Below are 21,157 nucleotides of genomic sequence, written 5' to 3'. Positions count from 1 at the left end.
CGAACTTACAATAATAATAGACAGGCAGCATAGAGGAGGGAATAGCGTGAGGAAGGTTATCGGTTGGTCGCTTTTTTTGTACGTTGGATTTGCGTTACTTATATATTGGTATTTATTTGGATGGAATCATGAACTTATTCCGGACATGTATAAGGGAACGAGTGCAGATCCAGAAACGTTTATGAGTGCTAGAGAGCTTACGCTAAGCCAAGATTATTCGCGCGTGAAAAATTTACTATACTTTTTAGCGACGCCTCTTGAATGGATTATTTTATTATTTGTACTTGTGCTAGGTATTTCAAGAAAGTTTGAGAAATGGTCGAAGGAAACGACTAAAATAAGTGTTTTGCAAGTTGCGATTTATTTCTTTTATTTATCATTATTGACAACAGTGCTTGCCTTACCGATGCAATGGATTGGCCGGAAAGTGTCCGTTGATTACGGCATTTCAACGCAAAGTACACAAAGCTGGATAAAAGATCATGTTATCGGTTTTTGGGAAAGTTATGCGACTATGTTAATCGTAGTTACCGTTCTATTATGGCTTATCCGTAAATTTCCGAAGAGATGGTGGCTAGCAGGATGGGCGCTCTCTGTTCCATTTACAATCTTTTTAACATTCATACAGCCTGTCGTTATTGATCCGCTTTATAACGACTTCTCGACGCTGAAAAATAAAGAATTAGAAACGAAAATTTTAGCGATAGCAGACAAAGCGGACATTCCTGCTAAACACGTATATGAAGTAAATATGTCAGAAAAAACGAATGCATTAAATGCTTACGTAACAGGAATTGGCCCTAACGCCCGTATTGTAATGTGGGATACAACGCTTAAGCAGTTAAAAGATAAAGAGATTTTATTTATAATGGCCCATGAAATGGGGCATTATGTTATGAAACATATATATTTTGGCGTTGCAAGTTATGTATTGCTATCGTTTATAGGTATGTTTTTAATTAGTCGTATTATAAATATGTGTATTCGCAAATGGGGAGATACATTGCAAATTTCAAAAGTGGCATGTTTCTCCATTTTACCTTTATTTTTCTTAATTTCTTCTATACTCTCATTTGCAGTACAACCAGCAACAAACTATGTTTCACGTATAGAAGAAAGAGCGGCAGATCAATATGCTTTAAATATGACGAAGGACGGAAAATCTGGTGTGAAAACTTTTCAATATTTATCAAAAACAAGTTTAAGCCAAGTGAATCCGCCTGCGTTAGTGAAATTTTTCTTATACACGCACCCACCAATTTTTGAAAGAATTCATACGTTTGAACAATATGAGAAACAAAGAAAAAAGGAGTAGCTATTATGGCTACTTTTTTTTATAGAGATATAAGTTTCATATTGGGAATATTTATCATTGCTTTTTATTGCGATTTTGTAAATAATAAGCTATAAAATTCTAAAAATCTATATATAAAGGAATAAAGGTGAAAAAATGTATTTTTTACAAAATTTAAAAGTGAAATATAAATTATTAGCGCTTATTTCATTAGCAGTTTTAGGTATGGTAATTATAAGCAGTGTAGCAATTCATTCTATTAATAAGATTAAGCACGATACAGAGGTTGTAGTAGATGATTATCAATATTCTGCAATTTTATTAGAAGGAATGCTTCGCACACAAAATTCACTAGAATATAACTTATTAGAGTTAATTACGGCATCACAAAATGAAGTGGCAAATAAAGAGGGAATAATTAATAATATTGAAAAGGATCTTAAAAAATATGATTCTTTATTAAAAGAATATGATGATGGTTTTAATTTAAGTAAGCAAGAGGATGAACTGTTTCAGAAGATGAAGAAATCTTTGCCAAGTTATAAAGATACATATAAGAAATTATTTGAAAAGGCGAAGGCAACAAACGAGCCGCAAATGGTAAATGAATTTCAGAAGGAATTAAAACCGAAGGGAATAGAGTTAGCTGGTTATGCAGTGGATTTAGAATCGTATGTTTCAAATTTAGCTGACCAAGTATTTAAAGATTCGCAAAAAATGATTGATCGTTCCGTTATTACCTTTATCATTCTTGTAGTAGTTACTACAATCGTTATATGTATAGTAAGTTATATTATTAGCAAGCTTATAGTTGCTCCTTTACAAACGGTTAGTCGTATGATGGAAAGAGCGAAAGAAGGAGATTTAACTGTACATGGTGATTATACTGCTAAGGATGAATTAGGTGTATTAGTAAGTAATTTTAATGAGATGATTGCAGGGCTAAGAACAAATATGCAAGAAGTAGAGAATAATATTCAGCTTCTATTCCAATATGCAGACGGAGTAGCATCTGCGTCAGAAGTATCTAGTAGTGCAGCCAAAAAAATCACTATGGATATTGAAGAAGTCGCAAATGGTGCAGAGAGTCAAATGCAAGCAATGGAACAAACTGCGGGTGCGATGGAAGAGTTGACACAAGGAATGCAGAGTATAGTCAATACATCATCCTCTGTAAATGAATTATCTGCTCAATCAGCATTAGATGCAGAGAGTGGTAACAAATTAATGAAACAAATGATTCAACAGATGGATACAATCCAAAATTCGGTACATAGCGGTGTGAAACAAGTAGAGACTATGAAAGAACAATCAGAAGAAATTGTTAAAATCATTGATGTTATGCAAGGTATTACCTCCCAGATTAACTTATTAGCATTAAACGCTGCAATTGAGGCTGCACGTGCTGGTGAAAGTGGTAGAGGATTTGCAATTGTGGCAGATGAAGTGCGGAAATTAGCAGAACAATCTAGTGATTCTGCAAAACAAATTGAGAATCTTATTACTCAAGTTATGGGAACAACGAACCATACAGTACATATGATGGGGAAAGTAGATAATGAGGTACAGGCAGGTACACAAGTAGTAATGCATACAGAAAAAGTATTTGGAACAATTACAGAAAAAGTACAGCAAGTATCTGAGCAAATTCAAACGGTATCTATGTCTACAGATGAAATTGCAGCGAGTAGTGAGGAAATCTCGGCTTCTGCAGAAGACATGGCTCAAATTTCTCAAAGATCATCTGACCGAACTGATAGGGTAAAAGAGTCTATTCAACAGCAAGAAAAATCTGTTCAAGAGATTTCGATTTCAATTGAACATATGCATAACGCAGCAGGAAAACTAAAACAAATAGTTGCCCAATTTACTCTTCAAAAGTAGTAGCATATTTGAGTGTTAATAAAGATAAAAAATCATCCTCTTTTAAGAAAAAAGGATGATTTTTTTATCCCGCTATTTGCTGGACAGTAAGACCCCCCACCTCAAAATTCAGCGAAAACGAGTTATCAGTGAAGGGGAATGCTACCTCTGAAATATAAACCATGAATATAGTAGCCTCCACTAGGTATCTCCTTTAGGTGCCAATAAAGGGAAGTTGTAAAGTGAAAAGGAGTTTATAAAGAGATTGTAGAATGTTTTAGTATATAACACCTTAGATGTGACAACTTCCTTTTTGAAAAAGAAAGAAGGGAGTATAAAGCAGAAAGGTAGTGGAAATATTTCTTCTAGAAGATTTACATTTTATCTTACATTCACCAAAAAATAATACTCCTGAAACAATGAAGTTCATTTTATTTGAATGAAATAGGGAGAGAGGACAATGAAGAAAAAAATATTGGGTGTAATGATGATTGCGACAATGGCAGGAGGTATATTTGCAGGGACGAATGTGACGCCTGTAAAAGCGGAAGAGTATCCACAAATGATTGTGTTTGAAGATGTTCCATACGGATTTTGGGCATATGATGCTATTATGGACTTAGCATATCATAAAATTATATTAGGGTATGGAAACGGGAAGTATGGTGTTGGCGATCTTATAACACGTGAACAAGTAGCTGGGACTATTTACAGAACACTTGAGATAAAAGAAGAAGGGCCAGTAGCGAATCCATATAAAGATGTTTCTGATAGTACAACAACTTTTAAAAAGGAAATTTTGGCGTTAACAAAACGTGGTGTTTTTTCAGGGGATGGCCAAGGGAATTTTAGGCCGAAAGCACCAATCTCTAGAGCGGAAATGGCTGTCATTTTAAAACGAGCATTTCATTTTGAAACGAAACAAAAACATACATTTAAAGATATTCCAAAAGGCCACTGGGCAGAAGATGCAATTAGTGCGTTACAATCTAATAATGTTGTGAGAGGAACTGGGAATGACATGTATGAATTAAATCGCCCTGTACCTAGAGAACAATATGCTCAGTTTATTAATAATGCGATTATTAATTATCATTTGAAAGAGGATTGGAAGTAGAGTGAAATATGAAAGCACAAATAGAAATATTTGTGCTTTTTTGTTTGTTTAAAAAAGAATTATTATTCGTATTTATGTATTTTTATGGTTATACACAAGCTTTATAATCAACCCGATGAAAAAGACATGATGTTTAATATGATTCACAAAACCGTCACGAAATGTGTCGAAAAATATATTGTCACTATACCATTTATTCTGTATATTTTTAAAAAAACATATACATATTGGGGAGATAATTTGATGAGCAAAAAATTATTAAAAACAGCTACAGCATTAACAATTATGGGTGGGGTGTTATTCTCAGCAGAGAGTAACAGTGTAAAAGCGGAAAGTGCACCGTTGCAAAAAACAAATACAATTGTATTTAAAGATGTACCAAAAGGGCATTGGGCATATGAGGCAATTCATGAATTAGCGGAACAAGAAATTATTTTGGGATATGGCGATGGAATATTCGGTTTTGGGGATAATGTAACACGTGAGCAAGTTGCAGCTTTAATTTACCGTGTGTTTGATATGGAAGAACAAGATGAATATGAAAACCCATATGGAGATATTGATGAAAATTCAACAAGCTTTATCGAGGAGATATTGGCTTTAACGGAAATGGGAATTTTCCAGGGAGACGAGAATGGAAACTTTAGACCGAAGGCGACGTTAACGCGTGCGGAAATGGCACAAGTTCTTACGAATGCTTTTGACTTACAGGCAAAGGGATCTCATAACTTTAATGATGTTTCAACAAATTCATGGGCAACGAATGCAATTAGTGCAGTACAAACAAATGGTATTACAATGGGAATCGGAGAAGGTAAATTCGGTCCGTCTATGAAGGTAACGAGAGAACAATACGCACAGTTTTTACATAGAGCAATATTGCATGATATGGAACAAGGGCAGTAATAAAGTTTAACTAGTCAAAGTGAAATTTAAAAATAATACAAAAAGGTCGTTGTTGTATAACAGCGGCCTTTTTTGTATGAAATAAAGCGCGAAAGAATGGCGTTTTGAAAAAAAAATGAAATGAATTTTCAAAAAAAACTTCCTTTTCTGAAGATTTGTTATATAATATAAAACATGAAATCAAATCTGTTATAAAACAGTTTAAGAAGGGGATGCTAATATGTCGACGCAAACTTCACGGGTTACACTCGTTGGAGAAATGTTACCAGCGTACAACGAAATATTGACACCTGAGGTGCTTAGTTTTTTGAAGGAACTACATGAGAATTTTAATGAGCGCCGCATAGAACTTTTACAAAAACGTGTAGAAAAACAAAAGAGAATTGATGCAGGGGAGTTTCCGAAGTTTCTAGAAGAAACAAAACACATACGTGAAGCGGATTGGACAATTGCCAAGCTGCCAAAAGACTTAGAGGATCGCCGCGTAGAGATTACTGGACCGGTAGATAGAAAGATGGTCATTAACGCTTTAAATTCAGGAGCGCATCTTTTTATGGCGGATTTTGAAGATTCGAATGCACCAACTTGGGAAAACGCAGTTGAAGGGCAAATCAATTTACGAGATGCAGTAAAGGGAACGATTTCACATGAAAATGATAAAGGGAAAGAATATAGATTAAATGAGAAAACAGCTGTACTCATTGTACGTCCAAGAGGATGGCATTTAGAGGAAAAGCATATGCAAGTTGATGGGAAAAATATGTCGGGTAGTTTAGTAGATTTCGGCTTGTATTTTTTCCATAATGCGAAAGCTCTTTTAGCAAAAGGGAGCGGCCCATACTTTTACTTACCGAAAATGGAAAGTTATTTAGAAGCGAGATTATGGAATGATGTATTCGTATTTGCTCAAAAATATATCGGCATTCCAAACGGAACGATTAAAGCAACTGTGTTACTAGAAACGATTCACGCTTCGTTTGAAATGGATGAAATTTTATATGAGCTAAAAGATCATTCTGCTGGCTTAAATTGCGGAAGATGGGATTATATTTTTAGCTTTTTAAAGAGTTTCCGTAATCATAATAAATTCTTACTACCAGATAGAGCACAAGTCACGATGACGGCGCCATTTATGCGTTCGTATTCTTTGAAAGTAATTCAAACATGTCACCGCCGTAATGCACCAGCAATTGGAGGAATGGCGGCACAAATTCCGATTAAAAATAATCCAGAAGCAAATGAAGCAGCTTTTGAAAAAGTGCGTGCTGATAAGGAACGCGAAGCTTTAGACGGTCATGACGGGACTTGGGTTGCCCACCCTGGACTTGTACCGGTTGCAATGGAAGTGTTTAATCACATTATGAAAACACCAAATCAAATTTTTAGAAAACGTGAAGAAATATGTGTAACAGAAAACGATTTACTAGAGGTACCGGTGGGAACGATTACAGAAGAGGGCCTTCGCATGAATATTAGCGTAGGTATTCAATATATTGCATCTTGGTTAAGCGGACGGGGAGCAGCACCCATTTATAACTTAATGGAAGATGCGGCAACAGCTGAAATTTCAAGAGCACAAGTATGGCAATGGATTCGTCATGAAGGTGGAAAGCTAAATGATGGTCGTAATATTACGCTTGAATTAATGGAAGAGCTAAAAGAAGAAGAATTAGCAAAAATAGAAAGAGAGATTGGTAAGGAAGCCTTTAAGAAAGGGAGATTCCAAGAGGCGACAACGTTGTTTACAGATCTCGTTCGAAATGATGAATTCGTACCATTTTTAACATTACCGGGTTATGAAATTTTATAAAAAATGAAAAGGGGATGGAACAAATGAAAAACGAAAGAATCGAGAAGTTACAAGAAAGCTGGGAATTAGATGAGCGTTGGAAAGGGATCACACGTCCATATTCGGCAGAAGATGTAATTCGCCTGCGCGGGTCAATTGATATTGAACATACGTTAGCGCGTCGCGGTGCTGAGAAGCTTTGGACATCGCTTCATACAGAAGACTATATTAACGCACTTGGCGCATTAACAGGAAACCAAGCGATGCAACAAGTAAAAGCTGGGTTAAAAGCGATTTACTTAAGTGGTTGGCAAGTAGCAGCTGATGCAAACCTTTCTGGACATATGTATCCAGACCAAAGTTTATATCCAGCGAACAGCGTACCTGCTGTAGTAAAACGAATTAATCAAACGCTTCAACGTGCGGATCAAATTCAGCATATGGAAGGAAGCGATGATACAGACTATTTCGTACCGATTGTAGCAGATGCAGAAGCTGGATTTGGTGGGCAATTAAATGTATTCGAACTGATGAAAGGTATGATTGAAGCAGGTGCATCAGGTGTGCATTTTGAAGATCAATTATCTTCAGAGAAAAAATGTGGCCATTTAGGTGGAAAAGTACTACTACCAACGCAAACAGCAGTGCGCAATTTAATTTCTGCACGCCTTGCAGCAGATGTAATGGGAGTGCCGACAATTATCGTTGCAAGAACAGATGCGGATGCAGCTGATTTAATTACGAGCGATATCGATCCTGTTGATAAAGCATTTATTACAGGAGAAAGAACACCAGAAGGATTTTACCGTACAAATGCAGGTCTTGATCAAGCAATTGCGCGCGGTTTAGCGTATGCACCGTATGCAGACCTCGTTTGGTGTGAAACGTCGGAACCAAATTTAGAAGATGCAAAACGATTTGCGGACGCAATTCATAAGGAGCATCCAGGAAAGCTACTTGCATATAACTGCTCACCTTCATTCAACTGGAAACAAAAACTAGATGAAAAAACAATTGCAAGCTTCCAAAAGGAAATCGCATCTTATGGTTACAAGTTCCAATTCGTAACACTTGCTGGATTCCATTCATTAAATTACGGTATGTTTGAACTAGCACGTGGCTATAAAGAGCGCGGCATGGCAGCATACTCTGAACTACAACAAGCAGAATTCGCAGCTGAAAAACACGGCTACTCTGCAACACGTCATCAACGCGAAGTAGGAACAGGTTACTTTGATGAAGTGGCACAAGTGATTACAGGCGGAACTTCATCAACGACAGCGTTAAAAGGATCTACAGAAGAAGCACAGTTTACGAAATAAAAGGAAGGGGCACCTTTTTTGAAAGGTGCCCCTTGTTATTTTCTAAACGATTCGAAAAGAGAGATTGAGTTGTCGGCAAAAAACGATACTTCCTTTTCTTTATTACTAAATCAACTCCACTCAGCCTTATGATCACGAATAAACTTCATATCTTTCTCATAATGCTCTAGATGTCCTTCATCAATCATTCTTTGGAAATTCAAGTCGCCTTCTTGCGCTTTTCGTTTCATATATGTACATAATCCTTCTAATCGAAGCAACACCATTCCTAAGTAATCTTCATCCATATTTTTATCATAGGACTGAACGAACAAATTCATTCTCTCTTTAATGCGATCTGCATGTTGCGATGAGTCATAATGAACAGCTTCACCGGATTCTGTATAATACACTCTACTTAAAGGCACACAAGTATAAAGTGTATAAGCGATATCCCATAGTCTTGGACCAGGAGCAGCAACATCGAAATCAATAATCCCTACTGGCTTCTCATTATTAAAAATAATGTTATATATGGCAAAATCATTGTGACATAAAACCTCAATGTTATTTGGAGTGTGATCCATCGGTTTCCAATCATCTAATAACAGAAAATCACTTACAGCATCATGGTAAAGGCGGAGCATCTTTGCTATTTCTTTTAATACATTATTAGATCGCATATATTCTTTTAAAGGATAATTGCCAGCTTCTCCTTCAATAAAGGATAAAATCTCTCTATCCTTTTCATCTACACCTAAAAACTTTGGAGCATAATGAAATCCTTTGTTTTCTAAATGTTGCAATAACTTATGAATCTTTTCATTGCCTGGCTTTAACTCTCGCCGAACAGTATTTTCAGAACGATATACGCTTGAGACGTTTCCCCCTGTTAGCCTTTCTTCTTTAGCGTAGTTTGACATGTGAAAATTCCCCCTGTGATTAAAAAATCCAATTCCAAATAGTGAATAAACCAACAACGGCAGAAAAGAGAAGGGAAGCAAGCAATGCTAGACAGCAAAAAGGAACTAGCTTATCTTGCCATGTTTCTTTATACTCATAAATTAACTCCTCTGCTACTTTCTTCTGCACTGAAGATAAAGGTTGATCTTTATACAAACCTTTTATATGGTTAGAATCGCCTTTAAACTTTAAAGCACGTGCAATATGATGAGGACTATTTCCCATTGATTTTTCAAATAATAAACATGATTCATGCATAATGTCTGTTTTATCCCGCTATTTGTGGGCAGTAAGACCCCATCTCAAAATTCAGCGAAAGCGAAGAAGTTAGTCGAGGATCAACTGCCCGTAAAAGCCCGATTGGTTCAACTAATAATCAGTGGGGGATGAACAAAACCCCACTGATTAAAGTTTCACTTTATGCTCCTCTAGATACCAGTAACGTCCAGCCATTTCTGGATATTGTAATTTATAATAAATATCTTCGAGTTGTTTTCGAAGATGTAATTCATTTGGGTATGTAAAGATGAGGCCATGCAATCTATCTCTTGCTTTTCCAAGATTATTATTTTCAATATCCTCTTCAATTCTTTTTAATGTTTTCTAGGAATTTTATTGGTCATAAACTCCTCCTTATTTAGAATAGAGATAATTATATTTTATAAGAAATACTAAAAATTAGAAATTCTATTTTCGAAAAAGATTGTACATTTTATTTTAATGTGCTATGATGATGTCAGTTGAATAGTTAAATTAAGCAATCCATATGTTATCAAGTGCTGAAAACGAACGAGAAAAAGTATGTGAGAACTAGTTTATGTTTCGTATTTGATAATGTGTGGATTCTTTTTTTAGACAGGAAGACTAAAAAATTTAAAATTTGTATTTTCTTAGGAGGAAATAATCATGACAGTAACAGGACAAGTAAAATGGTTTAACAACGAAAAAGGCTTCGGTTTCATCGAAGTTCCAGGCGAAAACGACGTATTCGTACACTTCTCTGCAATCGAAACTGAAGGTTTCAAATCTTTAGAAGAAGGCCAAAAAGTTAGCTTCGAAATCGAAGAAGGTAACCGTGGACCTCAAGCTAAAAACGTAATCAAACTATAATTTTATAGTTGATGATAGAAAAAAGGATGGCTAATGCCATCCTTTTTTGTTGTGGAGAAAGTTTTTTCAGAGTCTTGTTTTATATCTAAATCTCTTTTTCTATGTTACAACTGGTGAAAAATTATCTGGAATGCGTATTAGTTTTTGTAGAAGAATTAGTTCAGCAAGGGCATTTACTGCGTATGATAGTAAATAACTATAAATTTGTATTCTCTGTTGAAATGGGGAAATCTTTTCCAGATAGACCTTGAGTAACATCTTTTTTGTTAGTGTTGTTGTTGGAATTTTGTACGTTTTGAGATGATGTTTCTAACAGTTGTTCTTGTTCCTTGCTAGGGGTATTCAGGGCATCTGAGGGGATGCTATTAACCTGCTGGCTTAAGAGATTTTCTTTGTCCATAGTATACAGCTCCTTTTTGGAATTCGATAAAAAGCAATGTAATTATAAATAGCTACTTATATATATTGTGTTTTTGAATGACATTATATACAAAACTTATATTACAAAGTTAACTAATTAACGAATTGTTAGTGATGGATAAAGATGTACAAATTTGAAGTGTTTAATAAAAATTAAAAGCGGGTAACAAGTACCAATACTCTTTCTCATGTTTTATATAAGGACCATATTACAAATCAAAAAAGATGTAGGGAACCTTGGGAGAAAATATAGTTGTTTTTTAGGGAGAAGAATAAATAAAATGATACTACAAATGTAAAAAGGCATTCCATAAAGGAAGGCCTTTTATTGTTCTTGTCCTGATTTTTTCTTCTCACGTTTTTTACATTCTGGACATTTTGATTTACGAAACGGTTTAGCAAAGAATAGCAGAATGAAAAATAAACCGAATATAATACTAGCTGAGTTTTTCACGATAATGACGCTACTATTTTTCATTTGAATCGATGGTTGGATCTCTTTTTCCTCCATAGTGGCCCTCCATATATTGGATTTACATTTTAATTATAGCAAAGTTAATTGTTTTCATGATGTGAAAATAGGAAGGGGTAATAAATATTTATAGGTAGTATAAATGCTGTTTTTATAACTTTAAAATTAAAACATTACTATATCGTGATTTTTTTATTTAACAAATGTTTGATAAATGATAAAAAATTGTAAAAAAGCGGAACTTGTAAGCTATTTCCTTTTCATAGATGCTAAAATTATATATGCAGCTGCTAATATAAATGGAAAAAAGGAGATAATGGAGTATGGAAAGTAAAGTGGAACGCTATGTCGAAAATTATGTTGTAACGAAAAATACGATGGCCTTACTTCCTGTTATTCTAAGTGAAAAGAAAATTGTTACGCGAGTCGTTGAAATGAATGATTCTTTTTTCGTATTTCAAAAACCTCTAGATATTATAGAAAGAAGTTGCCGCAAGCATGGCTCTAGTTTCTTAGGCAGAAAAGAAGGAACGAAAGAGTTAACTCATATTACACATAAAGCACCGATTGCGATTAGTCCAGCAGATCAACTTTATTTTTTCCCTACCTATTCTTACTCTAGAAAAGAGTGTGCTTGGTTGTCTCATTTTTATATTGAAAGTAATAAAGAATTAAAAGATGGAAATCTTATTATTAGATTTATAAATGGCTTTGCTGTGAAATTAGAGATATCAAAAACTAGTTTTGAAAATCAACAAAATCGTACAGCGAAATTACGTACTGAATATGAAGATCGTAGGAAAAAACAAGGGAATCCTTGTTTTAAAGAGGTTGATAAAAAAGAGGAATCAACATTAAGACCCGCTTATGAGAGTGTGTATTTTGTGAAGGAAGGCGAAGTGTGAAAGGATGGGGGAATCCCCATTCTTTTTTGTTTATCCTGTTATTTGTGGGCAGTAAGACCCCCGCCTCAAAATTCAGCGAAAGCAAAGAAGTTAAGCGGGGGATCAACAAAATCCCCACTGATTAAAGTTTCACTTTATCAGTCTTTGTAGGTAAGGCGATATATTAGAAAAACCGAGTTGTAATTGTTATATTTAGAAAATCACCATTGTAATTTCATTTACCGAAAAAATCAAAAAAACAATCTAAATAACAAAACGAATGACACGTCCTGTCGAATATTGATAGATTATCATAGCTAAATAATGAAGGAATTCTTATGAAAGATATGGAAACTTTAATAAATACATCTCCATATGTCGTATCTACCATTTCCTCTTTCATATAAGCAATGATACAGTAGGGATAGTATTTAGAGTAAAGGGGTAAAGTGTAGAATGGATTTTCAGACAATCAAAGAGTATTTTTCACCAGAAAATATGGATCATATTGTTGAGAGTTATAAAGCGTTCGGACCACTTCTTGGTATTGGTTTACCGATGATAGAGGCGTTGATTCCAGCATTACCGCTTATCGTATTTGTACTGGCGAATGCTGTTGCATTTGGCTTTTGGCTCGGTTTTCTTTATTCATGGCTTGGATCAGTAATGGGTGCATTACTTGTCTTTTTCATCATCCGCCATTTTGGTCGCAGTCGTTTCTTTTCGTTTGTAAATAAGCATGAGAGAGTACGAAAAGCAATGGGGTGGATTGAAAGGAAAGGATTCGCACCGATTTTTGTTATATTTTGTTTTCCGTTTACACCGTCAGCGCTCATAAATGTTGTCGCTGGTTTATCCCGAATTAGTGTAAAACAGTTTGGTCTAGCGTTAGCATTCGGAAAACTTGTGATGATTTTTATTTTAACGTATATCGGTCATGATTTAATGTCATTTATTCATAATCCGGTGAAATCAGTTATTGTAGCGATTGGTATTTTTATTTTATGGTATGTCGGTAAGAAAATCGAAGTAAAGTTAGAACTACATTAAGAATAGTCTTCTTTGTAAAGGAAAGCTTCAGTATTAAAGGATAAGGGGAGAAGCAGATGAAGAAAACTTTGAAAAAAGAAGGCATGGAGTGGATACGAACAATTTTAATTGGTGTATTATTAGCTGTATTTTTTCGAACGTTTTTCTTTTCAACGTATGTTGTAGAGGGGAAGTCAATGATGCCGACATTGCAAGATGGCAATATGCTAGTTGTAAATAAGGTGAGTTATCAAGTTGGGGACTTGAACAGATTTGACGTTGTGGTATTTCATGCGAATAAAAAAGAGGACTATGTAAAGCGGATTATCGGTTTACCTGGAGATCATATTGAATATAAGCAGGATAAGTTATATATAAACGGTCAATTTATTGATGAGCCGTATTTAGAGAAGTATAAGAAAGAGATAAACGGAAGGCAACTAACAGGCGACTTTACATTAGAAGAGTTAACGAAAGAAAAACTGGTGCCACCTGGGTTTATTTTTGTAGTAGGTGATAACCGGCTCGGGAGCTGGGATAGTAGACACTTTGGCTTTGTAAAAGCTGATACAGTCGTCGGTAAAGTTGATTTGCGATATTGGCCAATTCAAGAGGTGCAAACGAATTTTTCAAAAGGTTGATATAATAGATAGAAGTATAGAAAAAGGCAAACAACTCAGTTTGTCTTTTTTCGTGTCCTATAATACAATTATAGTAGCAAACTAACGTTCGTTATGTAAGTGAAAGGTGGGGTTACATGTCACTTCGATTTGTGATTGGTAGAGCGGGAAGTGGAAAAAGTACACTTTGTTTACGCGAAGTGCAAGAAGAGTTAAAACAACGCCCGAGAGGGAAAACAATATTATATCTTGTGCCAGAACAGATGACATTCCAGACGCAGCAGGCGTTAATTGGAAGTGAGGATGTAAGAGGTTCTATTCGGGCACAAGTTTTTAGTTTTTCACGATTAGCGTGGAAGGTACTGCAAGAAGTTGGCGGAGCGAGTCGTCTTCATATTGATGAAGCTGGTGTACATATGTTACTCCGTAAAATTGTAGAGTCTCGTAAAGATGGATTATCGGTGTTCCAAAAAGCAGCGGAGCAAAACGGTTTCTTTGAACATCTTGGTAGTATGATTGCAGAGTTTAAACGTTACAATGTAACGCCATCTAACGTATATGAAATGTGGCAACAATTAGATGCGCATAGTAGCAGTGCCGAACAAAAGTTACTAGCGAATAAAGTGTATGATTTACAGCTGTTATACGATGATTTTGAACGTGCTTTAATTGGAAAATATTTAGATTCAGAAGACTACCTGCAATTGCTAGTGGAAAAGCTTCCGCAGTCTGAATATGTAAATGGTGCGGAAATTTATATAGACGGATTTCATTCATTCTCCCCGCAAGAGTTAGAGATTGTAAGACAGCTTATGATTTGCGGAGCGAGAGTTACGATCACGTTAACGATAGATGAAAAAACGTTAGCACAGCCAGTAAATGAACTCGATTTATTTTATGAAACGACGTTAACGTATGAAAAAATAAAACAAGTAGCGCGTGAAGAGAAAATAGAAATTGAAAAAACAATTCCACTTATGGAACAGCCGCGTTTTCATTCTCCGGCATTAGCGCATTTAGAAGCTCATTATGAAGCGCGTCCGAATGAAAAATTTAACGGTGAAGCGAGTGTAACGATTAGTACAGCTGCGAATTTACGAGCGGAGGTAGAAGGTGTTGCTCGTGAAATTCGTAAACTTGTTGCGGATGAAAAATATCGTTACCGAGATATTGCAGTGCTTCTTCGTAATGGGGAAAGTTATTACGATGTGATGCGAACGTTATTTACAGATTACAATATCCCGCACTTCATCGATGAAAAGCGCCCAATGTCACACCACCCATTGGTAGAATGTATTCGTTCTGCACTCGAGATTATTAGTGGGAATTGGCGTTATGATGCGGTGTTCCGCTGCGTGAAAACAGAGCTTTTATATCCATTAGACGTAAGAAAAGAAACGATGCGTGAAGAAATGGATGAATTTGAAAATTACTGTTTAGCGTACGGTGTACAAGGAAAGAGATGGACTGCTGAAGATCCATGGATGTATCGCCGTTATCGTTCTCTTGATGATACGAACGGGATGATTACAGACAGTGAACGTGAAATGGAAGAGAAAATAAATAGGCTACGTGACGTTGTAAGAACACCTGTTATTCGCATGCAAAAAAGGTTAAAGCGTGCAGGAACAGTTATGCAAATGTGTGAAGCAGTTTACTTGTTTTTAGAAGAACTGGATGTTCCGAAAAAACTAGAAGAATTACGTATACGTGCAGAAGAAAGTGGAGATTTCTTATTTGCGACAGATCATGAACAAGTATGGGAAGAAGTAATGAGCCTTCTTGATACATTTGTAGAGATGCTTGGGGAAGAGAAAATGTCTCTTTCTATGTTTACTGACGTTATGTCGACTGGTCTTGAGGCACTTCAATTTGCTAACATTCCGCCGTCATTAGACCAAGTGTTAATTGCTAATATTGATCACTCCAGATTATCTGATGTGAGAGCAACGTTTATTATAGGTGTAAATGAGGGGGTCATTCCAGCAGCACCTATGGATGAAGGTATGCTTTCTGATGAGGAAAGAGAAGTTCTTGGTGCGGCAGGGATTGAATTAGCGCCAACGACGAGACAAACTTTGTTAGAAGAACAGTTCGTTATGTATCAAATGGTAACGAGAGCATCTGAGAAGTTATACATTTCATGCCCGCTTGCAGATGAAGAAGGAAAGACGTTACTTGCGTCTAGCTTTATTAAGAAAATAAAAAGAATGTTCCCTAATGTGAAAGATTCATTTATTACGAATGACGTAAATGATTTATCACGTTCAGAACAAATTTCATATGTAGCAACGCCAGAAGTAACGTTATCTTACGTTATGCAGCAACTACAAACGTGGAAGCGATACGGATTTGAAGGGAATTTAGACTTTTGGTGGGACGTATATAATTTCTACGTAACTTCAGATGAATGGAAACAAAAAAGTAGCCGCGTCTTATCAAGTTTATTCTATCGAAATCGTGCGAAGAAACTAAGTACAGCAGTAAGTAGAGATTTATACGGAGATATAATTAAAGGAAGCGTCTCTCGTATGGAACTATTTAATCGTTGTGCATACGCTCATTTTGCGCAGCACGGTTTATCGCTTAGAGAGCGTGATATTTTCAAGCTTGATGCGCCAGACATCGGCGAATTATTCCATGCGGCATTAAAGAAAATTGCGGACAAGTTATTGCGTGAAAACCGCACTTGGGCGGATTTATCCATAAAAGAGTGTGAGCATCTTTCTGTTTTAGTAATAGAAGAAATTGCGCCGTTATTACAACGACAAATTTTATTAAGTTCAAACCGTCATTTCTATTTAAAACAAAAACTACAACAAATCATTTTCCGTACGTCAATCATTCTTCGTGAACATGCGAAGTCAAGCGGATTCGTACCAGTTGATTTAGAGGTGCCGTTCGGTATGGGAGGTACAGGGTCACTTCCGCCGATGGAATTCTCATTACCAAATGGTGTAAAGATGGAAGTAGTCGGCCGTATTGACCGTGTTGATAAGGCAGAAGATGAAAACGGGACGTTCTTACGTATTATTGATTATAAATCAAGTTCAAAAGCGTTAGATTTAACGGAAGTGTATTACGGATTAGCACTTCAAATGTTAACGTATTTAGATGTTGTTACTTCGAATGCACAGACGTGGATGAAAAAAGGCCACGCAGCATCACCAGCTGGTGTATTGTATTTCCATATTCATAACCCAATCGTTGAGATGAAAGGTGACGCAACGGAAGCTGAAATTGAAAAAGAAATTTTAAAGAAATTTAAAATGAAAGGACTCGTATTAGGAGATGCTGACGTTGTTCGTTTAATGGATAACAAACTTTCAACAGGAAGCTCAGATATTATTTCTGCTGGCCTGAAAAAAGACGGTAGCTTTAGTGCGCGTTCAAGTATTGCAAGTGAGCAAGAGTTTAACGTACTGCAAAAATATGTACACCATACGTTTGAAAATATCGGAAAAGATATTACAGAAGGTGTTATCGATATTGCTCCTTATAAAATGGGGAATAAAGCAGCATGTACGTTCTGTAACTTCAAATCTGTTTGTCAATTTGATGAGTCACTGGAAGATAATCAGTTCCGATCGTTAAAAGATATGAAAGATAGCGAAGCGATGGAGAAAATAAGAGAGGAGGTTGGCGGAGAATGATAGAAAATTGGCCTAAAAAACCAGAAGGTAGTCAATGGACAGATGACCAGTGGAAAGCTGTTGTAGCGAACGGACGTGATATTTTAGTTGCTGCTGCAGCTGGATCAGGAAAAACAGCAGTATTAGTTGAACGTATTATTAAAAAGATTATTAATGAAGAGAACCCAGTCGATGTCGACCGCCTGCTCGTTGTAACATTTACGAATGCAGCAGCGCAAGAGATGAAAAACCGAATCGGGGAAGCGTTAGAAAAGGTATTAATTGATGAACCAGGCTCTCAACACGTAAGAAAGCAGCTGAGCCTATTAAATAAAGCTTCCATTTCAACAATTCACTCATTCTGTTTACAAGTAATTAGAGGATATTACTACATGCTTGATGTTGATCCTCGTTTCCGTATTGCGAATCAAACAGAAAATGAATTGTTAAAAGAAGAAGTGCTAGATGACATATTAGAAGAAGAGTACGGAATCGAAGATAATACAATCTTCTTTGAACTTGTTGATCGTTATACGAGTGACCGTAGTGATGATGACTTGCAACGTATGATTTTAGCGCTTCATACAGAGTCAAGAGCGCATCCAAATCCGGAAAAATGGCTTGATAAATTAGTAGAAGCATATGACGTAGAAGGAAAGACAATTGAAGATTTAGTATATGCTTCTTATTTATTAGAAGATGTGAAATTCCAGCTTGAAACAGCGGAACAGCATATTCGTAAGGCAACTGAACTCGCAATGCTTCCTGACGGTCCAGCGCCTCGCATTGAAACCCTGCAAGCAGATGTAGCATTACTTGGAACGCTATCATCAGCTGCTCGTGAGTCGTGGACAAGTTTGTATGAAGCGATGCAAAACGTATCGTGGCAAACGTTAAAGCGTATTAAGAAAAGTGATTACAATGAAGAGGTTGTAAAACAAGTAGACTCTCTTCGTAATAAAGCGAAAGATGAAGTAAAGAAATTACAGGAAGAGTTATTTAGCCGCAAACCTGAAAGTTTCTTACGAGATTTTCAAGATATGCACCCAGTATTAGAAAAGCTTGTTCAACTTGTAAAAGTATTTACAGAGCGTTTCCAAGCGATGAAGCGAGATAAAGGAATGGTCGATTTCACAGATTTAGAGCATTTCTGTTTACAAATTTTAAGTGAACAAAGTGAAAATGGTGAAATGAATCCGTCAGCAGTGGCGCTCCAATATCGTAATAAATTTGCTGAAGTATTAGTCGATGAATATCAAGACACGAACTTTGTACAGGAATCCATTATTAAATTCGTAACGAAAGATTCTGAGAGTGAAGGAAACTTGTTCATGGTTGGTGACGTAAAGCAGTCGATTTATCGTTTCCGACTAGCCGAGCCAGGACTATTCCTAGGAAAATATAAACGCTTCACACAAGAAGGATTGGGCGGCGGAATGAAGATTGACTTAGCGAAAAACTTCCGTAGTCGTCATGAAGTACTAGCAGGTACGAACTTTATTTTTAAACAAATTATGGGCGAAGAAGTTGGGGAAATTGACTACGATGCTGACGCTGAACTAAAGCTAGGTGCTACCTATCCAGAAGGTGAAGATGTAGCAGCAGAATTATTATGTATTCAGCAAACGGAAGAAGAAGTAATAGACGGTGAAGAAGGTGCAGAAGTCGAAAAAGCACAGCTTGAAGCTCGCCTTATGGCGCAGCGCATTAAAGCGATGGTTGATTCCGGTTATGAAGTGTATGACCGTAAAAATGATAGTATGCGTCCGGTGCAATATCGCGATTTCGTTATTTTACTTCGCTCCATGCCGTGGGCCCCGCAAATTATGGAAGAGTTAAAATTACAAGGAATTCCAGTATACGCTGACCTCGCGACTGGTTATTTTGAAGCGACGGAAGTAAATATTATGATGAACGTATTCCGCGTTATTGATAATCCGATGCAAGATATTCCGCTTGCCGCTGTACTTCGTTCCCCAATCGTTGGATTGAGCGATGAAGAACTTGCAACGCTTCGTGCTCATGGAAAGAAAGGCTCGTTTTATGAAGTAATGAGCTCATTCTTAAAAGGGGCACCGCTTGAAGAGGAGCAAGAACTTCATGATAAATTAGAGTGGTTTTATAACTTACTGCAAGGATGGCGTGAATTCGCCCGTCAACAATCACTTTCTGATTTAATTTGGAAAGTGTACGGTGAGACAGGTTATTACGACTTCGTTGGCGGTTTACCAGCTGGAAAGCAAAGGCAGGCAAACTTACGCGTACTATATGACCGCGCAAGACAATATGAAGCAACATCATTTAGAGGATTATTCCGCTTCTTACGTTTTATTGAACGTATTTTAGAACGCGGTGATGATATGGGTACGGCGAGGGCCCTCGGTGAACAAGAAGACGTTGTTCGCATTATGACGATTCATAAAAGTAAAGGGCTAGAGTTCCCGGTCGTATTTGTAGCTGGACTCGGTCGTCGTTTTAATACACAAGACTTAATGAAACGTTTCTTATTGCATAAAGATTTCGGTTTCGGTTCGCAATTTATCGATCCGCGTAAACGAATTAAATATACAACATTATCACAGCTTGCGATTAAGCGTAAAATGAAAATGGAATTAATTGCGGAAGAAATGCGCGTACTATACGTAGCATTGACGCGTGCGAAAGAGAAGTTAATTTTAATCGGAACAGTTAAGGATGCAAATAAGGAAATGGAAAAATGGCTTGATGCGAGGGAACATAGTGAATGGTTATTACCAGATCACATACGTGCCGGAGCGTCTTGTTATTTAGACTGGATTGCACCTTCATTATATAGACACCGTGATAGTGAAATGCTTCTTGAATTAGGACAAGGAAGTATTCCAGATGAAATTTACGGATATGACACTAGCTGGAAAGTAGAAGTTGTGGACGGTAACACACTACTTGCACCAGAGCCAGTTCAAGAAGAGAAACAAGAATTGTTAGAAGCGCTTCGTGAGAAAAAGGCTGTTCCCCTGCAAAGTGAACGGAAAGAAGAAGTGTACGACAGATTAATGTGGAAGTACGGATATGAGGATGCGACATCTCATCGTGCGAAGCAATCTGTTACAGAAATAAAGAGAAATTATCAATCTGAAGAAGGTAGCGATAACGCCTTTATTAAAAAACTACGTGCACCAATTAAAACACGCCCGCGCTTTATGGAGAAAAAAGGGTTAACGTACGCAGAGCGCGGAACAGCAGTCCATGCCGTTATGCAGCATGTTGATTTGAAGAAGCCGATTACGGTTGAAGTTCTTCAAGAGCAAATTGCTGGAATGGTAAATAAGGAATTATTAACATTCGAGCAGGCGGAAGAAATAGCGATTGAAAAAGTAATTTCATTCTTTGACAGTGACTTAGGTAAAAGGGTATTAGCGGCGAAAAGTGTTGAGCGTGAAGTACCATTTACGATGATGCTTGCAGCAGAAGAAGCATATCAAGATTGGCAAGGGAAGAGTGAAGAAACGATTCTTGTCCAAGGGGTTATCGACTGCATGATTGAAGAGGAAGATGGCATTACGTTAATCGACTTCAAAACAGATACGATTGAAGGGAAATTCCCAGGCGGATTCGAACAAGCGAAACCAATTTTAGAAGATCGATATAAAGTGCAGCTTTCGTTATATGCAAAAGCACTCGAAAAAAGCTTACAACATCCTGTAAAAGAGAAATGTTTATACTTCTTTGATGGGAATCATGTTGTGAATATTGAGGGATAGAGAGCAGGAAGGGG

The 21,157-nt window shown here is 36.7% G+C and carries 15 protein-coding genes and 2 pseudogenes; 13 read left to right on the top strand and 4 right to left on the bottom strand.

Features of this window, described 5'->3' with window-relative positions; all coding sequences use genetic code 11:
• Positions 1 to 46 precede the first annotated feature (46 nt).
• The 7 genes and pseudogenes from ACTFR3_RS14125 to aceA all read left to right on the top strand — a co-directional run bounded on the left by ACTFR3_RS14125 (position 47) and on the right by aceA (position 8,291).
• A complete protein-coding gene (locus ACTFR3_RS14125) occupies positions 47 to 1,315 on the top strand; it encodes a M48 family metallopeptidase (protein WP_001233316.1) in 1,269 nt (422 codons plus the stop codon).
• Between the two features lie 135 nt (positions 1,316 to 1,450).
• Positions 1,451 to 2,230, top strand: a pseudogene (locus ACTFR3_RS14120) (MCP four helix bundle domain-containing protein); the annotation flags it as partial.
• Positions 2,225 to 3,178 carry a methyl-accepting chemotaxis protein gene (locus ACTFR3_RS14115; protein ID WP_406790044.1) on the top strand — a complete coding sequence of 318 codons (954 nt, stop codon included), beginning with the start codon at positions 2,225 to 2,227 and terminating at the stop codon, positions 3,176 to 3,178. The pseudogene ACTFR3_RS14120 and the gene ACTFR3_RS14115, both read left to right, overlap by 6 nt.
• A 439-nt stretch (positions 3,179 to 3,617) precedes the next feature.
• The gene (locus ACTFR3_RS14110; RefSeq protein ID WP_000727102.1) at positions 3,618 to 4,274 is read left to right on the top strand and encodes an S-layer homology domain-containing protein; all 657 of its coding nucleotides are present in this window, start codon (positions 3,618 to 3,620) and stop codon (positions 4,272 to 4,274) included.
• 138 nt (positions 4,275 to 4,412) lie between these two features.
• A complete protein-coding gene (locus ACTFR3_RS14105; RefSeq protein ID WP_130055524.1) occupies positions 4,413 to 5,180 on the top strand; it encodes an S-layer homology domain-containing protein in 768 nt (255 codons plus the stop codon).
• Positions 5,181 to 5,400: 220 nt separating this feature from the next.
• Positions 5,401 to 6,990, top strand: coding sequence for a malate synthase A (aceB, locus tag ACTFR3_RS14100; RefSeq protein WP_000107336.1), 1,590 nt, complete (start codon positions 5,401 to 5,403; stop codon positions 6,988 to 6,990).
• Between the two features lie 23 nt (positions 6,991 to 7,013).
• The gene (gene aceA / locus ACTFR3_RS14095; RefSeq protein ID WP_000787346.1) at positions 7,014 to 8,291 is read left to right on the top strand and encodes an isocitrate lyase; all 1,278 of its coding nucleotides are present in this window, start codon (positions 7,014 to 7,016) and stop codon (positions 8,289 to 8,291) included.
• Positions 8,292 to 8,401: 110 nt separating this feature from the next.
• Here aceA and ACTFR3_RS14090 read toward each other — a convergent pair whose 3' ends face one another.
• Both ACTFR3_RS14090 and ACTFR3_RS14085 read right to left on the bottom strand, forming a co-directional pair.
• Positions 8,402 to 9,193: a phosphotransferase gene (locus ACTFR3_RS14090; RefSeq protein ID WP_065211708.1), complete on the bottom strand. Its 792-nt coding sequence runs from the start codon at positions 9,191 to 9,193 to the stop codon at positions 8,402 to 8,404.
• Positions 9,194 to 9,212: 19 nt separating this feature from the next.
• A pseudogene (locus ACTFR3_RS14085) lies at positions 9,213 to 9,809 on the bottom strand (DUF6584 family protein).
• 330 nt (positions 9,810 to 10,139) lie between these two features.
• On the opposite strand from ACTFR3_RS14085, the gene cspA reads away from it, so the two are divergent.
• A complete protein-coding gene (gene cspA, locus ACTFR3_RS14080; RefSeq protein ID WP_000218989.1) occupies positions 10,140 to 10,343 on the top strand; it encodes an RNA chaperone/antiterminator CspA in 204 nt (67 codons plus the stop codon).
• Between the two features lie 196 nt (positions 10,344 to 10,539).
• On the opposite strand, the gene ACTFR3_RS14075 is transcribed toward cspA, so the two are convergent.
• Both ACTFR3_RS14075 and ACTFR3_RS14070 read right to left on the bottom strand, forming a co-directional pair.
• Complete coding sequence (locus tag ACTFR3_RS14075) at positions 10,540 to 10,743, bottom strand: hypothetical protein (RefSeq protein WP_000356916.1); 204 nt, start codon at positions 10,741 to 10,743, stop codon at positions 10,540 to 10,542.
• A gap of 345 nt (positions 10,744 to 11,088) precedes the next feature.
• Positions 11,089 to 11,274 carry a hypothetical protein gene (locus tag ACTFR3_RS14070; RefSeq protein ID WP_000391373.1) on the bottom strand — a complete coding sequence of 62 codons (186 nt, stop codon included), beginning with the start codon at positions 11,272 to 11,274 and terminating at the stop codon, positions 11,089 to 11,091.
• 284 nt (positions 11,275 to 11,558) lie between these two features.
• Here ACTFR3_RS14070 and ACTFR3_RS14065 point away from each other — a divergent pair, with 284 nt between their 5' ends.
• The 5 genes from ACTFR3_RS14065 (at position 11,559) to addA (ending at position 21,143) form a co-directional block, all read left to right on the top strand.
• A complete protein-coding gene (locus tag ACTFR3_RS14065; protein WP_000444443.1) occupies positions 11,559 to 12,140 on the top strand; it encodes a competence protein ComK in 582 nt (193 codons plus the stop codon).
• Positions 12,141 to 12,575: 435 nt separating this feature from the next.
• The gene (locus ACTFR3_RS14060) at positions 12,576 to 13,169 is read left to right on the top strand and encodes a TVP38/TMEM64 family protein (RefSeq protein ID WP_000347517.1); all 594 of its coding nucleotides are present in this window, start codon (positions 12,576 to 12,578) and stop codon (positions 13,167 to 13,169) included.
• 56 nt (positions 13,170 to 13,225) lie between these two features.
• Entirely contained in the window at positions 13,226 to 13,789 is a 564-nt protein-coding gene (gene lepB, locus ACTFR3_RS14055; protein WP_000751919.1) for a signal peptidase I, read from the top strand.
• Positions 13,790 to 13,905: 116 nt separating this feature from the next.
• The gene (gene addB / locus ACTFR3_RS14050; protein WP_000058593.1) at positions 13,906 to 17,421 is read left to right on the top strand and encodes a helicase-exonuclease AddAB subunit AddB; all 3,516 of its coding nucleotides are present in this window, start codon (positions 13,906 to 13,908) and stop codon (positions 17,419 to 17,421) included.
• Positions 17,418 to 21,143, top strand: coding sequence for a helicase-exonuclease AddAB subunit AddA (gene addA, locus ACTFR3_RS14045; protein ID WP_440044489.1), 3,726 nt, complete (start codon positions 17,418 to 17,420; stop codon positions 21,141 to 21,143). Before addB ends, addA begins: the two co-directional genes overlap by 4 nt.
• Positions 21,144 to 21,157 lie beyond the last annotated feature (14 nt).

This window comes from Bacillus cereus group sp. MYBK14-1 (assembly GCF_051916885.1).
GTDB classification, from domain to species: domain Bacteria; phylum Bacillota; class Bacilli; order Bacillales; family Bacillaceae_G; genus Bacillus_A; species Bacillus_A cereus.
This window is presented reverse-complemented; position numbering and strand designations above follow the sequence as displayed.